This window comes from Paenibacillus sp. DP01 (genome assembly GCF_044784315.1).
In the GTDB taxonomy this organism is placed as follows: Bacteria; Bacillota; Bacilli; order Paenibacillales; family Paenibacillaceae; genus Paenibacillus; species Paenibacillus polymyxa.
Window position 1 is genome coordinate 4,972,401 of the sequence record NZ_CP173059.1, and the last position, 18,569, is coordinate 4,990,969.

5 protein-coding genes are annotated in these 18,569 nt (G+C 55.0%); 1 reads left to right on the top strand and 4 read right to left on the bottom strand.

Annotated elements, in window-relative coordinates; genetic code table 11:
* Nucleotides 1-11 precede the first annotated feature (11 nt).
* From ACH59B_RS21940 to ACH59B_RS21950, 3 genes are all read right to left on the bottom strand, one after another.
* Entirely contained in the window at nucleotides 12-14,993 is a 14,982-nt protein-coding gene (locus ACH59B_RS21940) for an amino acid adenylation domain-containing protein (protein WP_404302676.1), read from the bottom strand.
* Nucleotides 14,986-15,552: a hypothetical protein gene (locus tag ACH59B_RS21945; RefSeq protein WP_153794666.1), complete on the bottom strand. Its 567-nt coding sequence runs from the start codon at nucleotides 15,550-15,552 to the stop codon at nucleotides 14,986-14,988. The genes ACH59B_RS21940 and ACH59B_RS21945 overlap by 8 nt, the downstream gene beginning before the upstream one ends.
* A gap of 571 nt (nucleotides 15,553-16,123) precedes the next feature.
* On the bottom strand, nucleotides 16,124-16,618 hold the full coding sequence (locus ACH59B_RS21950; protein ID WP_153794665.1) for a TnsA endonuclease N-terminal domain-containing protein: 495 nt from the start codon (nucleotides 16,616-16,618) through the stop codon (nucleotides 16,124-16,126).
* 306 nt (nucleotides 16,619-16,924) lie between these two features.
* Between ACH59B_RS21950 and ACH59B_RS21955 the strand changes: the two genes are divergently transcribed.
* Nucleotides 16,925-17,092: a helix-turn-helix domain-containing protein gene (locus tag ACH59B_RS21955; protein WP_016818708.1), complete on the top strand. Its 168-nt coding sequence runs from the start codon at nucleotides 16,925-16,927 to the stop codon at nucleotides 17,090-17,092.
* A 521-nt stretch (nucleotides 17,093-17,613) separates the two neighbouring features.
* Here the strand turns inward: ACH59B_RS21955 and ACH59B_RS21960 are convergent.
* Nucleotides 17,614-18,555 (bottom strand): zinc-binding dehydrogenase, encoded by a 942-nt coding sequence (locus tag ACH59B_RS21960; RefSeq protein WP_025365924.1) that lies wholly within the window; start codon nucleotides 18,553-18,555, stop codon nucleotides 17,614-17,616.
* Nucleotides 18,556-18,569 lie beyond the last annotated feature (14 nt).

Genomic DNA, 18,569 nt, shown 5'->3' on the forward strand with positions numbered 1-18,569 from the left:
CGCTTGTAGGATTAGAACGCGAATTCGATCGTATCGACGGCACTCTTTGCGCCTGCCGCCGGTTTATGGCATTCAATCCGGCTTAGCTCGAGTTGTGGATTTTTCGCAATTTGAGACAGTACCCGCAGGTAATCCTCGGTCAAGGTGCGGATCATCGCTTCTTTGAACAGCTTGGTGGCGTAGAAGAAGCCCCCACTCAGCGCCCCGTTGTTTTCATACATAAACAGTGTCAGATCGAACTTCGCTTCTTCTAAATGGTCAAGCTCGTAAGTCTTCAGGCTGACCCCTTCCAGCTCGGCGTCTCGTTCTTCGATATTTTGCAAGTCGAAAACGGCATCGAACAGCGGGAAGCGGCCCGGCTCCCGCTTCACATTCAAACGCTCCACGAGCTCCTCGAATGGATAATCCTGGTTCTCGAAAGCACCCAAAGCCGTTTCCTTCACTTCTTCCAGGTAGGACAAGAACGTCTTGTCGCCCGAAGGACGATTGCGGATCGCCAGCGTATTGACAAACATCCCGATGACCGGTTCCAAATCGGCGTTCGTTCTTCCCGCCACCGGGGTGCCCACGATCAAGTCCTCCTGCCCGCTGTACTTGGACAGCAGCACGGTATAAGCCGCAAGCAGCACCATGAACAGTGTGCTTTCACGCTCGGCCGCCAATTCGCGCAGCCGCGCAGAGAGAGAAGCTTCGACGTTGAACTCCAGATGCGCGCCTTCGTAGCTGCGAGCCGCGGACCGTTCGTAGTCGATCGGCAGGTCCGCCGTCGGCAGCTCGCCTTCGAAGGTTTGCAGCCAGTACGCTTCCTGCCGCCCGATCCGCTCTCGGTGGGCCTTCGACTGCTGCCAAACGGCATAATCCTTGTATTGAATGCGCAGTGGCGGCAGTTCTTCCCCGGCGTAGAAACTTGAGAACTCATCGATCACAATCGCCATCGATACGCCGTCAGACACCATATGGTGCATGTCGAAAAGGAGAATATGCAGGTTCGGCTCCAGCTCGATGACCCCGGCGCGCAGCAGCGGCGGCTTGCCGAGATCAAACGGTCGAATGAAGCTGCGGACGATCTGCTCGATTTGAGCCGCATCCTCTTTATCCGCTTGATGATGCTCGATAGCAAAACCGACCTGCGGGTAAATCCGCTGAACCACTTCGCCCTTCACGATTTCAAAACCGGTGCGCAGCGATTCATGCCGTGTTATCAATTTCCGCAAGGCGGCTTCCAACCGGTCTAAATCAAACTCGCCTTCCACCTGCACCAGCTCCGGCATGTTGTAAAGCTGATCCGCTCCATCCAGCGTGTGCTGAATGAACAGCCGTTTCTGCGCGGAGGACAGAGGGTAGTACTCTCTCTCCTCCGCTTGAGGAATGGCCTCATGCTCCCGCCGTTCCATCCGGGCGATCGCCTCAGCCATCGCCGCAATCGTCGAGTGACGGAATACGTCGCGCAGCGGCAGGTTGACGTTTAATTCCTTAAATACCTTGCCCGCCAGCGTCGTCGCCCGCAGGGAGTGGCCGCCGATGTCGAAGAAGTTGTCGTGAACGCCAATCTCCTTCGCAAGCCCCAGCACCTCTTGCCAAATCGCCGCCAGCTTCGTTTCCAGCTCATTGCGCGGTGCGACGTACTCCGTTCCGCTTCCCGCTTCCCCTTCCGGCGCCGGCAGCGCCTTCCGGTCAATCTTTCCGTTCGGCGTCAGAGGCAGGCGCTCCAGCTCCACGAAGTACGACGGGATCATGTACCCCGGCAGCTCCTGCGCCAGCGCGCTGCGCAAATCGTTCACCGCCAGCTCCGCTCCGGTATCCAGCGTGTAATACGCGCATAGCGCCTTCTGCCCGTTCGCGTCACTTCGAACCAGCACCACCGCTTCGCGCACGCCTTTCACCCGCAGCAGCTGCGACTCGATCTCGCCCGTCTCAATCCGGTACCCCCGGATTTTCGCCTGGTTGTCGATCCGGCCGATGAAGTCCACGTTGCCGTCTTCCATCCACCGCGCCAAGTCTCCCGTGCGGTACAACCGCTCGCCCGCGGCGAACGGGCTGTCTACGAACTTCTCTTCCGTCAACTCCGGACGGTTCAAGTACCCGCGCGCCACTCCGACTCCGCCGATGACCAGCTCGCCCAACACCCCGACCGGCACCGGATTCAGATGCGCATCCACGATGTAGAATTTCGCATTCAGCCACGCTTTGCCGATCGGCACATTGCCTGTCTGCGGCAGCTTCGCTAGCTCCTCGTCGTAGAAACTGGAGTCGATCGCCGCTTCCGTCACGCCGTATGCGTTGATGATCCGGAACAACGAGCCGAAGCGCTCCTGCAAGGTCCGGTAATCCCCCACGCTGCAGTTGTCCGAGCTCGTGATCAACAGCTCCATCCGGCTCATATCCAGTTGCTGCTCGTGCACGTACTCCAGGAACGGCACAATCAGCGCCGGCGTCGATTCGAAGATGGTGACCCGCTCCTGCTCAATCCAGTGGTGCAGACGAGACGGATCAATCCGGTCGTCCTTCGGCACAATCACCATCGTGCCTCCGTTGTACAGCGTCCGCGCGATATCTCCCACGAACACGTCAAACGAGAAGCTTGCGAGCTGCAGCAGCCGAACCGGAAACTGATCCAACTGGTATTCCCGCCAGTAGCCCGCCGCCGTGTTCACCAGGCTGCGGTGCTCGATCATCACGCCCTTTGGCTTGCCCGTCGTTCCCGACGTGTAGATCACGTACGCCAGATCCTCCGGACGGGCTTCATGGAAGCTGTTGGTGCCAACATTCTGAGGGCTCTCATCGCCGTCGTCCACAGCATCCGTCAGCTTGCCGGAGACCATCGGCGCATTCGCCCGCTCCTCGCTGTACGACGCTTCGTCGTCCAGGTACAGCACCGCCGCTAGCGCCAGCTCCTCTTCGCCGAGCCAGGCTTCGGCACGCTCTCGCAGCGCCGTTTGCGTCAGCAGCACCTTCGCTCCGCTGTCTTCAAGCATGAACCGCACGCGCTCCGCCGGGTAATCCGGGTCGAGCGGCACATACGCCCCGCCCGCTTTCCAGACGGCCAGCACGGCCACCAGCAAGTCCACCGAACGCTCGGCGAGAATGCCGACGATCGTCTCCCGGCCGATGCCGCTTGCGCGCACCGTGGTCGCCAAGCGGTTTGCCCGCTCGTTCAGCTCCGCATACGTCAGCCGGTCGTTCTCGTACACAACGGCCGTCTCTTCCGGCGTGCGCTCCGCTTGTTCTTCGAACAGCCGATGGAACGCGGCCGCAGGAGCCACTTCCGGCTGCGCCGGGTTAAACGCGCCGAGAATTTGTTCTTTTTCCTCTGCCGTCAGCAAGTTCAGCTCGGCGATCTTCGCATCCGGACGGCTTACGATCGTTACGAGCAGCTGTTCGTAATGTTTCGCCAGCCGTTCGATCGTCTCCCTTTTGTAGAGAGCCGTCGCATATTCGAAGCTGTAATCCAAGCCGCCGTTCTCCTCGCCCACATCCAAGCTGATATCAAACTTCGCGGTATCCAGTGCGCTCGGATAAGGAATCAGGCGAAGCCCTTCCAGCTCAAATTCCTCGTTCTCCGTATTCTGCATCGTAAACAGCGTGTCGAAGAGCGGATTGCGGCTTAAATCACGGGTGACTTGCACCTTGTCCACCAATTCTTCGAACGGATAGTTTTGATGCTCGAAGGCGTGGAGGGTCGTTTCTTTGACTTCGTTCAGGTATGACAGGAATGTCTTCTCCGAAGCCGGATAACTGCGGATAGCCAGCGTGTTTAAGAAAATCCCGATCAACGGCTGTACATCTCCATGATTCCTTCCAGCAATCGGTGTACCGACGATCACGTCTTCCTGACCTGAATATTTATGCAAAAGGACGTTATACGCCGCAAGCAGCACCATAAACAGCGTCGTGCCCGTTTCCGAGGCCAGCTGCTTCAGGCCGTCGGTTTTCGAAGCGTCGAAGAAAAACTCCAGCGTTTGGCCTTCGTAGCTCTGCACGGCCGGACGCGGATAGTCGGTCGGCATTTCCAGCACCGGAAGCTCGCCTTGGAACATGTCCAGCCAGTATGCCTCCTGGCGCTGAAGCCGTTCCTTCTGCTCCTGCGAATGCTGCCAAACGGTGTAGTCTTTGTACTGAATGCGCAGAGGCTCCAATTGCTCGCCGCCGTACAAGCGGACGAATTCTTCAACAAAGATTTCCATCGATACGCCGTCGGAAATAATATGATGCATGTCGTACATTAGAATATGGCGTTCCGGAGCCAGCTCGACAAGGCCTACCCTCAGCAGCGGAGGCTTCGCCAAGTCAAACGGACGGACGAAACGACGAACCGTCTCTTCGGCCTCTTGCTTATCCGCTCGATAAAACTCCACGGCAACATTCACGTCCTGATAAATCCGCTGCGATGCTTCGCCATCCACCATTTCGAACCCGGTGCGCAGCGTTTCATGCCGCGTCACGAGCTTACGGAACGCTTCTTCGAACCTTGCCCGGTCCAAAGCACCCTCCAGCAGCATCGCTTCCGGCATGTTGTAGCTAAGCTCCGCGCCTTCCAGTTGATTCAGGATAAAGAGACGTTTTTGAGCAAAAGATTGCGGGTACACCTCTCGGTCATCCGCCACCGGAATGGAAACGAATGTCTGCTCATCCAGCCGGGAAATGGTGGCCGCCATGCTCTCGATGGTGGAATGGCGGAACACGTCGCGCAGCGGCAGATCCACGTTCAACTCTTTATGAATCTTGCTGACCAGCGTCGTCGCCCGCAGGGAGTGGCCGCCGATGTCGAAGAAGTTGTCGTGAACGCCAATCTCCTTCGCAAGCCCCAGTACCTCCTGCCAAATCGCCGCCAGCTTTGTTTCCAGCTCATTGCGCGGTGCGACGTACTCCGTTCCGCTTCCCGCTTCCCCTTCCGGCGCCGGCAGCGCCTTCCGGTCAATCTTTCCGTTCGGCGTCAGAGGCAGGTGCTCCAGCTCCACGAAGTACGACGGGATCATGTACCCCGGCAACTCCTGCGCCAGCGTGCTGCGCAGATCGTTCACTGCCAGCTCCGCTCCGGTATCCGGCGTGTAATACGCGCACAGCGCCTTCTGCCCGTTCGCGTCACTTCGAACCAGCACCAACGCTTCGCGTACGCCTTCCACCCGCAGCAGCTGCGACTCGATCTCGCCCGTCTCAATCCGGTACCCCCGGATTTTCGCCTGGTTGTCGATCCGGCCGATGAAGTCCACGTTGCCGTCTTCCATCCACCGCGCCAAGTCTCCCGTGCGGTACAACCGCTCGCCCGCGGCGAACGGACTGTCTACGAACTTCTCTTCCGTCAGCTCCGGACGGTTCAAGTACCCGCGCGCCACTCCGACTCCGCCGATGACCAGCTCGCCCAGCACCCCGACCGGCACCGGATTCAGATGCGCATCCACGATGTAGAATTTCGCATTCAGCCACGCTTTGCCGATCGGCACATTGCCTGTCTGCGGCAGCTTCGCCAGCTCCTCGTCGTAGAAGCTGGAGTCGATCGCCGCTTCCGTCACGCCGTATGCGTTGACGATCCGGAACAACGAGCCGAAGCGTTCCTGCAAGGTCCGGTAATCCGCCACGCTGCAGCTGTCTGAGCTCGTGATCAACAGCTCCATCCAGCTCATATCCAGCCGATGTTCGTGCACGTACTCCAGGAACGGCACGATCAGCGCCGGCGTCGATTCGAAGATGGTGGCCCGCTCCTGCTCAATCCAATGGTGCAGACGAGACGGATCGATCCGGTCGTCCTTCGGCACAATCACCATCGTGCCTCCGTTATACAGCGTCCGCGCGATATCTCCCACGAACACGTCAAACGAGAAGCTTGCAAGCTGCAGCAGCCGCACTGGGAACTGATCCAACCGGTATTCCTGCCGGTAGCCCGCCGCCGTGTTCACCAGGCCGCGGTGCTCGATCATCACGCCCTTCGGCTTGCCCGTCGTTCCCGACGTGTAGATTACGTAAGCCAGATCCTCCGGACGGGCTTCATGGAAGCTGTCGGTGCCAACATTCTGAGGGCTCTCATCACCGTCGTCCACAGCATCCGTCAGCTTGCTGGAAATGCCGAAGACAATCGGCGCATTCGCCCGCTCCTCGCTGTACGACGCTTCGTCGTCCAGGTACAGCACCGTCGCTAGCGCCAGCTCCTCTTCGCCGAGCCAGGCTTCGGCACGCTCTCGCAGCGCCGTTTGCGTCAGCAGCACCTTCGCTCCGCTGTCTTCAAGCATGAACCGCACGCGCTCCGCCGGGTAATCCGGGTCAAGCGGCACATACGCCCCGCCTGCTTTCCAGACGGCCAGCACGGCCACCAGCAAGTCCACCGAACGCTCGGCGAGAATGCCGACGATCGTCTCCCGGCCGATGCCGCTTGTGCGCAGCGTAGCCGCCAAGCGGTTTCCCCGCTCGTTCAGCTCCGCATACGTCAGCCGGTCGTTCTCGTACACGACGGCCGCCGCTTCCGGCGTGCGCTCCGCCTGTTCCTCGAACAGCCGGTGGAACGCCGCCGCAGGAGCCGCTTCCGGCTGCGCCGGGTTAAACGCGCCGAGAATTTGTTCTTTTTCCTCTGCCGTCAGCAAGTTCAGCTCGGCAATCTTCGCATCCGGACAGCTTACGATCGCCGCAAGCAAATGTCCGAAATGAGTCGACAACCGCCGGATCGTGCTTTCTTTATAAAGAGCCGTTGCGAATTCAAAGCTGCACTCCAGGCCGCCGTTTTCTTCCGTAACATCCACACTCAGGTCGAACTTGGCCGTACCGTATTCGCTAGGGTACGGGGACAATTTCAGCCCTTCCAGCTCAAACTCTTTATCCTCCAAGTTTTGCAGGGAGAACATCGTGTCAAACAGCGGGTTGCGGCTCAAATCCCGGCTGACCTGCACTTTATCGACGAGCTCTTCGAACGGATAATTCTGATGCTCGTAAGCACCTAAAGTCGTTTCTTTCACTTCTTCCAGATACGACAGGAAAGTCTTCTCCGAAGCCGGATAATTGCGGAGCGCCAGCGTATTGACGAACATTCCGATCAAAGGCTGCATGTCTCCGTGCGTTCTGCCCGCAATCGACGTTCCGACGATCAAATCGTCCTGACCTGTGTATTTATGCAAAAGCACGGTATATGCCGCAAGCAGCACCATATACAGCGTCGTTCCTCTTTGAGCGGCCAGTTGCTTCAAGCCTTCGTTCGTTGCCTCGTCCACGAAGGACGTCAGCGTTTGTCCCTCAAAGCTCTGCACGGCAGGACGCGGATAGTCCGTCGGCATTTCCAGAACCGGCAGTTCACCCCGGTAACGGTCCAGCCAGTAAGCTTCCTCGCGTTTCAACTGCGCTTTTTGCTCGTCCGACTGCTGCCATACCGCATAGTCCTTGTATTGAATGCGCAAAGGCTCTAATGACTCGCCACCGTACAGACGAACGAGTTCCTCGACTAACACATCCATCGAAACCCCGTCGGAGACGATATGGTGCATGTCGAACATCAGCAAATAACGTTCGGTTGCGAGCTCTACGAGCTCCACCCGCAGCAGCGGAGGCTTCGCCAAGTCGAAAGGTCGGATGAAGGCCTGCACGACTTCAGGCGCTTCTTCCTCGCTCGCATGACGGTACTCGACGGCAAAGTCGACGCTCTCGTAAATGCGCTGTACTGCTTCGCCTTGTACGATCTCAAAGCCGGTTCGTAGCGTTTCGTGCCGTACGATCAGTCCGCGGAAAGCCTTCTCCAGCAGGCTCCGGTCAATCGATCCTTCCAGCAGCAGCACGCCCGGCATGTTGTAGCTCTGATCGGACCCTTCTAGCTGATTCAGGATAAACAGCCGCTTCTGAGCTGAGGAAAGCGGATAATATTCTCTTACGCCTGCCAGCGGAATCGACGAGAATGACTGCTCTCCGATCCGGGTGATGGCGAGAGCCATCTCTTCGATCGTCGAGTAGCGGAATACGTCGCGCAGAGGCAGCTCGACGTTCAGCTCCTGATGCACCTTGCTCACCAGTGTCGTCGCCCGCAGGGAATGGCCGCCCAGGTCGAAGAAGTTGTCATGAACACCGATGTGCTCCAATCCGAGTACGCTTTTCCAAATTCCGGCCAAGCTGGCTTCCAGCGGAGTCCGAGGCGGAGTACGTCCTTCGCCCGGCTGCAAGCTCTCCTCCGGCGTCGGAAGGGATCGGCGGTCGACCTTGCCGTTCGCCGTCAGCGGGAGCCGCTCCAACTGGATCAGGTACGCCGGGATCATGTAGGCCGGCAGTTCCTGGGAAATCACGTTCTTCAACTCGGCCGCTGGAAGCTCGCGGTCCGCTTCATAATAGGCGCAAAGCTGCTTCTCGCCGAAGGCGTTTTCCCTCGCGAATACCGTCGTTTTCCGAATTCCCTCCACTTTCTGAAGCTGAGCTTCGATCTCGCCCAGTTCAATACGGAAGCCGCGGATTTTCACTTGGTCGTCCGTCCGTCCCACGTATTCGATCGTGCCGTCCGGCAGCCATTTGGCCAAATCCCCCGTTCGGTACATGCGCTCTCCCGGTACAAACGGATTGTCGACAAATTTCTCCGCCGTCAGCTCCGGCCGGTTGTTGTAGCCCCGTACCAAACCTTCTCCGCCGACGCAAAGCTCTCCAGCCACGCCGATCGGCAGAAGCTTATTCCGGCTGTCGACGATATACACCGTCGTATTGCTGATCGGCCGTCCGATGGGTACGGTAACCGCCGACTCATCGACAAAGTCGACCGGAAGGTACGTGGTATAAACCGTGCTTTCCGACGGGCCGTACAGGTGGTTAAGCCTGCCCGGTCCGATATGGGCGAGCGCTCGACGCACATGGCCGACCGACACGCGCTCTCCTCCAAACAAAATCGCCCGGACATCCCGCAGGCAGTCGACGTTCACATCTACAAGGACGTTGAAGTAAGCCGTCGTAATCAGCATGACCGAGATGCGCTCGTGCTGGATGAGATCCGCCAGCCGGCCGATTTCCAGCAAAGTCTCGCGGGGAACCAGCACCAGCCGCGCCCCATTGGTCAAAGCGCCGAAAATATCGAAAATCGCTCCGTCGAACGAATAGCTTGAAAGCTGGAGGACATGATCCCGCTCGGTGATGTCGATATAATTCGTATTTCGCACGATCCGCACGATGTTGCGGTGCGAAACAAGGTTGCCTTTCGGCTTGCCCGTCGTACCTGACGTATAGATGACGCAGGCCAGATCTGTCGCTTCGGTGCCCGGATTAAGATTTGTGCCGTCCTCGTGATAGAAGGACTCGTCATCCAGTAAGATCACGGAGTCCGAACCCGCCAGGCGCTCGCGCAAGCGGCTTTGCGTCAGCATGACCTGCGCTCCCGAATCCTCGATCAAGAAACGGATACGCTCCTCGGGATATTCCGGGTCAATCGGTACGTAAGCCGCTCCGGCTTTGTGTGCCGCCAGCATACCCACCACCATTTCGATGGAACGCTCAGCCATAATGGCGACCAGACGGCCTTTGGATATCCCGTGGCTACGCAAGGTACGGGCAAGGCGATTGACGCGTTCGTTCAGCTCGCGGTAGGTCAGCTCTTGCTCATTCAAGGAGATGGCAGCTGCATCCGGGATGCGCTCCGCCTGCTCTTCGAACAATTGAATGAGCGTCTTCCCGCGCGGAAATTCCGTGATGGTGTCGTTAAAACGTCCGAGAAGGTCGGCCTTTTCCGCCTCCGTCACAAGTTCCAGCTCGCCCACTGTAATTTCCGGGTTATCCGTCACCTGCTCCAGCAGATGGACCAGATGCCCCTTGAGCCGCTCGATGCTGTCTTTATCGAACACTTCGGCGTTAAAGTCGAAACGAATTTCGATCTCGACTCCCGGCACCACGGTCACGTTGAAGTTATAGTTCGTCTGCTCCTCCATCTGAACGTCAGCGATCGTCAGGTCTCCGTGCTGCTGGTCGCCCGCCTGCTCCATCTGCTCGTCCACCGGATAGTTCTCGAAAGCGATGATATGGTTGATCAGGTTCTGCTTTTGCACGCTGCGGGCTTGAATTTCATACAGCGGATAGTAATCATAACGACCAGACTCCAGCGCCCGCTCTTGGAGCTTCACCATCAGGTCGGCGAACACGGTGTCCGCTTCGCTCGTGACGCGGACCGGTACCGTATTGATGAACAGCCCGATCATGGACTCGATGCCCGGGATTTCCGCCGGTCTTCCGGCCACGACGCTGCCGAATACGGCATCGTTTGTCCCGTTATATTTTTGCAGCATCACGCCCCAAGCGGCTTGCAGCAGCGTATTGACCGTAACTAGGCGCTGTTTCGCCACCCGGTCCATTCGCTCGCTCAAATCCTTGCCGAGCTCGGCGGTGACGTGATCAGCCGTAAATCTGCCGTTTGGCGCCGGTTCCTTTTGTCCTGGGAGTACGGTTTGCCCTTCATAACCTGCCAGGAATGCCGTCCAATAGCCGGATGCCGCCTGATCGTCCTGTTTCTCCAACCATTCGATATAAGCGCCATAATCCGATCCCTTATCTCCCGCTGGCTGCTTGCCGGATGCCAAGGCCGAATACGTCTCAAACAGCTCCTGCGTCAGCTGCGGCAGGCACCAGCCGTCCATCAAAATATGCTGGAAACTCCACAGCACATGATAGCTTTGCTCTTCGGTGCGCAGGATCGTAACCCGAACGAGCGCATCATGTTCCAGGTCGAAGCCGCGAAGCTTGTCATCCTCGGCCTTTTTATCCAAATACGTTTGTTTCTCGTCCGCCTGCAAATGGAGCAGCTCTTCATATTCAAAGCCGACCGGCTTGTCGCGGTATATGATTTGCAGCGGCTCGCCCGCCGGTCCTTTCACAAAATTTGCCCGCAGCACCAGATGACGTTTCGCAAGCTCCATCCAGCTCCTCTCGAAAAGCTGGACGTCGAGTGCTCCCCGCATCGTAAACCGCGTTTGCTCGAAGTAAGCGGCCGTCTGCCGGTCAAGCGCGCTGTGGAACCACATGCCCTTCTGCATCGGCGTAAGCGAGTAAATATTCTCGATTTCCCCGAGATGGCCCGAGCGCTGGGCGATTTGCTCCAATTCCGCGATGGTCAAGCCTTTAAATTGCACGTCGCTCGGCGTCAATTCGGTGTTTTCTTTGCCTGCGCAGTGGGTAATGAGCTCTCGGAGACTTTGCTCAAGCCGCTGAGCGAAGGCTTCCATCGTTTCCTTGCGATACTGCTTCCGGCTGTAGCTGAGATCGAGCGATAAAGCGCCGTCCAGCACCATGCCGTTGATATCCAGCACAAAGCTGCGGGCCTGCCGGTCGCTGGCCGGGCTGCCGCTGGAATAAGAAGATATGCCGATCTCGTCCTGGTTGACATCATCGTCGAACTGACCGAGGTAGTTAAAATTAATTTCCGGCTCTGCACCCCAAACAAAGCCATCCTCCGATTTGGAGAGATAGCGGCATACGCCGTACCCAAGCCCTTTGTTCGGAATGCGGCGCAAGCTTTCCTTGACCTGTTTAATCTGATAGGCCAAATCCCGGTCGGTTTCCGGCTCCAGGACGACCGGAAACTTGGTCGTAAACCAGCCGACTGTGCGCGTGATGTCGATATCCGTTCCGATCGATTCGCGTCCGTGTCCTTCGAGATTGATCCGCACCCGTTCGTGTCCCGTCCACTTGCGAATGGCTATGCCGAGCGCCGTTACCAAAATATCGTTCATTTCGGTGTTGTAGGCCCGGTGAACCCGCTTCAGCAGCAGTTCCGTTTCTTCGGGAGTCAAACAGACGAACAGCGATTCGCTGTCCTGCTGCGTCGTAACGTCCGCCTCCAGATCCTTCGGCAAGGCCGGAACCGCAATTTGTTCCACGGCCTGCCAATAGGCCCGTTCCTTCGCCATCTCCGGGCTTTGCACGTAAGCGGCCAACTGCTCGGACCAAGTGCGGTACGCATCCGTTTTTGCCGGGAAACGAATTTCCTCACTTTTGCCGGCCTGCTCGTAACCCAGGGCGAAATCCTCCATCAAAATACGCCAAGACACGCCGTCCACCACGGCATGATGAACCGCGAGCAGCAAATGATCGCCGTCCGCGCATCGGAACAGTCCTGCCTTCACAAGGGGCCCGTTCTCCAGATCGATGCCCGCTTGAATGTCCGTTGCCTTCGCTTCCACAGCCTGCGCGGTATTCTCTGCATCCTTGAAGTCGAACACGTCCAGCGTGAACAGCCCGCCTTCTTGAATCGCACGGTTCCGCGCGCTAAACCCTTGTTCCGTTTTGCGGAACACCATCCGCAAGGCGTCATGATGCTCGGACAGCTTTTGCAGCACCTGACGCACCGTCTCTTCGTCGAAGCGTTCCTTCCGGTACAGTATCACCGACTGGTTGAAATGATGCGGGTCCGCAAAGGAGCTCTCGAAAAACCAATGCTGAATCGGCGTCAGCGCCGTTTCACCCGTTATTTCGCCTTGATCGATGGTACGTCCGATCGGTTTCACACGCAGGCTGAGCTGTGAAATAGTCGGATATTTGAACAAATCCCGGATTTCCAGCTTGTACCCGGCTTGATGAAGCCGCGAAGATACTTGAATGGACTTGATCGAGTCTCCGCCCAGCTCGAAGAAATGATCCGTTACCCCAACGCGATCGGCGTTCAATACCGCCTGCCACACATCGACAAGCGTCCGCTCGGCTTCATTGCGGGGAGCTACGTACGCGCCGCCGGTCAGTGCGTTTCCTTCCGGGGCGGGCAAAGCCTTGCGGTCGATTTTGTCGTTCGGCGTGAGCGGCATCCGCGGAAGCTGAACAAAATGCGCCGGAATCATGTAATTCGGCAATTTTTGCGCCAGCGCGCTTCTCAACTCGCCGAGCGTAAGCGGGTGGCCCGCGACCAGGTAAGCGCACAGTTCTTGCCCGCTTTTGCCTTCCCGCGCGATTACGATCGTCTCCTGCACGGAGTCGATCTTCAGAAGTTGCTCTTCAATCTCGCCGATCTCGATCCGGAATCCACGGATTTTCACCTGATGATCGATCCGGCCCAAGTACTCAATATTTCCGTCCGGCAGCCAGCGGGCGAGATCTCCCGTCCGGTAAAGGCGTTCTCCAGGCGCAAACGGATGTTCCACGAACTTCTCTGCCGTCAGCTCCGGATGGTTCAAGTAACCTCTCGCAAGCCCCACGCCTGCCACACAAAGCTCGCCGTCCACTCCCGGAGGCACAAGCTGCAGGTGGGCATCCAAAATAAAAATCCGGTGATTGGCCAGCGGGCGCCCGATCGGAATGACTCTGCGCTCCGACTGCTCCTCATCCGCATCCCAAAGCGTCGTAACAATCGAAGCTTCGGTAGGGCCGTAAGCATTGAAATAGTGGACCTTCGGTTTCCACTGCTGCACGAATTCGGCCGATACCGCAGAGCCTCCCGTTACGAGCTTCGTTAAGCTGGGAAGGCGGTCCGGGTTCAAATAAGCGCTGTACGTTGGAGGCAAAATCGCCGCCGTAATCGCATGCTCGTTCATATAACTCTCGAACAAGCGGGTGTCGAGAATCGTCTCGGCCGTCGGGATATACAAAGCCGCGCCAAAATAGAGCGCTTTGAACATTTCCCAGCAGGACGCGTCGAACGACAGGCTGGCAAATTGAACGATCCGGTCATGCTCCGTGATGCCTAGCCTATCCGCGAACATTAGCTTCAAGCTGACCAAACCGCGATGCTCCAGCATGACCCCTTTGGGTTTGCCCGTCGTACCTGACGTATAGATGACATAAGCAAGATCATTCGGACCGCTGGCCGGCTCCAAGTTCGAGCCATCGTCGCTGTAGGTCTGCTCGTCATCCAGCGCCAACACGGTTCCTTCGAACGGCACCTGCTGCAGCAGCTCCCTTTGAGTCAGCAGCAGCTGCGCGTTCGAGTTCTCCAGAATGTAGCGGATGCGTTCTTCCGGGTATTCCGGGTCGATCGGCACGTAGGCACCGCCAGCTTTCAGAACCGCCAGTATGCCAACGACCGTCTCCAGTGATCTCCTGGCCATCAAGCCTACCAGCTGATTGGGCAGCACACCGACCGATCGCAGCGTCCGCGCCAGCCGGTTCGCCCGTTCGTTCAGCTCCGCGTACGAAAGCCGCCGACCCTCAAAGACAACCGCCGTCGCTTCGGGCACCCGCTTCGCCTGCTCCTCCACGAGTTGATGAATCGTCCGATCACGGGGATAGTCCTTCTCGGTATCGTTAAAGCTTTGCAACAATTGAAATTTCTCGTCCTCCGACAGCATGTCCACACGCACGATGTCAAGCTCCAACTCGTGAAGCCCCACGGTCAGCAGGCGATTCAGATGGCCTACGACCCGAGTCATGAACTCGGAGTCATATAAGTGCTCGTTATATGACAGCGCTAGCTGTATCGCCCCGCCTGTTAAGCTGAATTCAAAGGAACAATCCGTGACCACGTTTTGCCCAATTTCGTCCAGATGCAGTTCCTTAAGGGATACTAGCGTATGGACGGCGGGTATCCCGTCTGCATATTGCAGATCCAGCTTCTCCGTCATTTTCAAGAATGGAATATGTTGATGCTGAATCGCTTCCGGCAAGGAAGTCCTCAGCTCGCTCAGAAGCGTTTTAAAAGTCGCACCCGCCGAAAGCGAGTTTTTCAAAATGAACGTATGATTAACGGATCGGCGCGTCTCCGTCGGTTTCCGTACAACCGGCATGCCGACCAGAATGTCAGAAGCGCCTGTATATTTATGCAAGAGTGACTGAACACCTGCGAGCAAAATCATAAAAGTGGCCAGAGGAGCGCCCTTGCTCATTTGAAGGACGCGCTGCGCCACTTCCTCCGAAAGCGTCCCGCCGACGGTTGTCATAATGGGCGTCAGGGAGCTTGGAGCTTTGCTGTAAGGTAGCCGCGTCAAGGTATAATCGTCGCTACCGAATTTTTCGTTCCAAAACAACGTTTCTTTTTCAAAAGCCATCTGGATCGTTCCCCTCTCTTCATCGGTAAAAGCAATCCGGCGGAGCATATGCAGCAGCAACGCTCCAGCCTCGCTCTCCGCCTTTTCAAACATGTGCCAACAATGTCAATGGCTTTCGCCAGGTCACCGCTTCGCTGCCCGGTTGATCGCATGCGGCAATCCTCTGTCTAGCAGCTGCTCGGCTCCCATGCGTGAAAGACAACAAAGAGCATCGTTCTACGCAAGAGAAGCGCTGCTTCCGGCTCCTCTGCTTCATTATGCTTGCTGCGGACGAGCCGCCCGAAGACGGTCTTTGGTTTAACAATGGGTTCGGAATTGGATTTGGGGGTTGGACAAGGGATGTTCCTCCCATCGATGTAAGGCTTGCTGTAGGGTTCCGGCTGGCCAGCAGGAAGTCGGCCGTACCTCCGGATTCGGCACCGGAGCTGCCTTTGTCGAAGCCTATGTTTAAGGGATATTGATACACTCTATGTACGATTTGTGTATTCCCCCGCCTGGTGTGGATAAGTAAAGATCGGCTGCGGGGTAGTGAGCTTTTCCTGACGATTAGATGTGACGATGGTGCTGCATGAGGCTCAAAGAATGCTCCGTATGGCATGAACGGGACAGCCCTTGGATTGGCGGAGAATTCCAGCTTTTCAAAAATGATCACGCGCTTCATCCTCCATCGGAATTGGGATAAGGTTGGATTTGTCCTTTCTGAACCTTCCGACGTCATGGAGCAACATATTCTCGGCTGTCATTTTCCACAATTGTCGGTCCCCGCATGCCGGTTTGCTGGGTAGCCAGTGGACTGGTCTCTCGCGCACAGCTTGGATAGGTATAAAAACCATCAAATTCTATTTTCTATCATAATTGGAAAGTTGACCTATGTAGAATTATATCAAAATTTCCAAGAATGTATAGTAAAACTTCAGTTAAATTTGGTCTGTCCAACATAAGATGTTAATATTTTGCCTAAAAAGAGCGAATGGAGAGGAAACGCTGGGAATGGTTTGCCATCAATGAGGAATTCGACGAATGTCGACATTCAGACGGGGTGCCGGCCGATTTGGGAGATCTTCCCTGTAGATATTCTCTGCCGGTGCTCCGAATCCTTGCACTTTGCGATAACTTAACATGATTACCTGACAAATTTCTGGAAGCCTAGCTGAAAACGTGACTGGATGTCAGCTAGATATTCTGCTGGAAAATCCGCGAAAAATCCCGCAAGGTATCTTCCGTCAGATAAAAGAGATACCTCCCGATGGGAAGTCATTTTCTAAAATAATCATGGATTGTAGAGTAGGCTGTATTAGATGAGTTATATCCACTACCCAATAGCGCTTCGCTATTAAATATTTCACGATTTGCATGCAGTACCCACTTGGTAAACCAAATAATTCATCTTGTTCTCTTGTAACTTTCGCAAAAAATATGCAATAAATTTTGCTTTCTTCTTGTTTTATTGTAAGTAACATATCTGTAGTCATAATGATGGGAAGCTTATTCTTGGGGTCAGTTGGATGTTTAATGCCTAACTTTTGTGCAATATAGAGGGTTTTATCTAGGGGTAATAAAGGAAATTGTTCGCGAATATCAATCACTTGCTCTGACCACTCCATTTGGTAATGATGTGTCAATTCAAAGTGTTTAGACAGATAATGGTGAAGTCGACCACTTTTCCAACCAAGAATTCGAGTAACTATCCCTATTGAAGGTACATCATGTACAGTCAACCAAGGTTTATATTCCGAAAAGTGGCCTTGACCTCTTCCTTCTTTGATTTTCCGTTGAATAGATGCTATAGATCTACTCCTAAGATATATTTTAGGTTTACTTCAAAATACAAATGTAGAATATAACAACTCACCGCTTTATACAATAGCAAAGTAATATTTTTTAGCTATATTTTACTTCGTAGCCTATTCATAGGCTACTCATAGGGTATGAATAAGCTATAATATGAGCTATTAAGTAGGCATAATTAGTAAGCATATGGGTCGGGTTAAAACCTATTTGATATTCTCAATAGAGGTGAACTCATGAATACTTTGGGACACCAATGTAGAAATTTAAGACTACTCCATAAATGGACACAAGAGGAACTTGCTAATAAAATCGGGGTAACTAAACAGGTTGTTTCTAATTGGGAGCGAAATGTAGCACGGCCTGAAATTAATCATTTAATAATCTTTAGCAAAGGTTTTTGATGTTACAACCGATTATTTACCCTGTATTGCTAATCAAATGCCGTTCCCCTACTATGTGGACTCAATTGATACAATTCATTCGGACCTTAATAACGAGAAAATCATAAAATCCTTTGATCTTTTAGCATTTCTCTTCGGACAATAAAGTTGTGTACAAAAATCCAATATATGTGATTTATACTTTTTATTAAAATCCTAAAAATATGAACGTTAATTCCTTATAAATATGTTGTCCTGTTGTCCGAAGAAAATAAAGTATTAAACTGGTGAGCACTTCATTAAGCCAACTGGCAGAATAGTGAGAGAAAATGAACATTCTTAAAGCGGTGCCACTGAGGGTAGAGGAATAACTGTGTTGCTATTAAAGCTGGATGGATTACTATACGAAATATAAAGGTCAAATAGCCGGGTTCATTGAAAGGCAGCGGTACTCCCACTCAAACGAGTAAGGGTGAACTACTGCCGTTTCTTTTTCAGATTCGTTTTTAGATTCCTGGGATTATAGTTGCAAACTTATATAATCAATCTAAGTGAAGCACGGCTTTGCCCGAGAATTTCCGTTCCATAAGATTACGGGCAACGGTGTCAATTTCGGTCCAAGGCGCCTCCACTTGGATACGTGGGATTAACCGCTCATCTGTGACCAGCCGGGCCAGCAAACTCAGATCGTCCGCGGCTGATTGACGAGTGAGTTCCTCACCTAAAAAGAAGCTGTACAAGGTTCTTCCTCCGCTGGTCACCATATTCTTCATATCGATCATTGCGGTATTTGAAGAGGAAAATCCTACCGCAACGCAAATCCCTTGGGGCGCTAGCTGCGGCAGCAACGCCGCCAGCGCATTGCCGCCTACTGAATCGATGATCAGATCGTACGGCCCAAATTTGCTGGCTGATGAAATTGCGGAATATCCAATGATCACTTCGTCGGATCCGACCTCCCGAACAAGCTCAGCCTTCTCTTCCGTGCTTGCCGTACCTACAACGTATGCGCCGGATTGGACTGCAAGCTGATGGGCGAATAGCCCAACTCCGCCGCTAGAGCCTGTAATGAAAATCCGTTTGCCAAGCAGCATGCCGCCTTTTCGAAGTGCATAAAGAGCCGTGAGCCCTGCTACGGGGAGGGTAGCCGCCTCCGTAAAAGTGAGTTTGTCTGGGATTTCGGCCAACAACGATACGGGAGCAGCCACCTGCTCGCTCCAGGCTCCCATCGGGAGCAAACCAACAACCCTAGCCCCTTTTTGCGGTCCTGCGCCGTTCTCTGCCGGCTCGATGACAATCCCGGCGAAATCCCAGCCAGGACGGCTAGATATTTCCTGATTTTTAGCGTCACTCACTTCACCGCGGTTGAGTGAGACGGCCTTCACTTGCACAAGCGCTTCCCATGGCTTAGGCTGCGGGGCGTCAACTTCCTTGAAGGCCAAATGAGACGGGGCATGCGGATCAACAACAATAGTACGAATCATATCGGTTTTCCTCC

What these genes read in the sequence shown, in the direction of transcription:
- ACH59B_RS21940 (WP_404302676.1), bottom strand. Translation starts at nt 14,993, where the DNA reads ATGTTTGAAAAGGCGGAGAGCGAGGCTGGAGCGTTGCTGCTGCATATG.
- ACH59B_RS21955 (WP_016818708.1), top strand. Translation starts at nt 16,925, where the DNA reads ATGAATACTTTGGGACACCAATGTAGAAATTTAAGACTACTCCATAAA.
- ACH59B_RS21960 (WP_025365924.1), bottom strand. Translation starts at nt 18,555, where the DNA reads ATGATTCGTACTATTGTTGTTGATCCGCATGCCCCGTCTCATTTGGCC.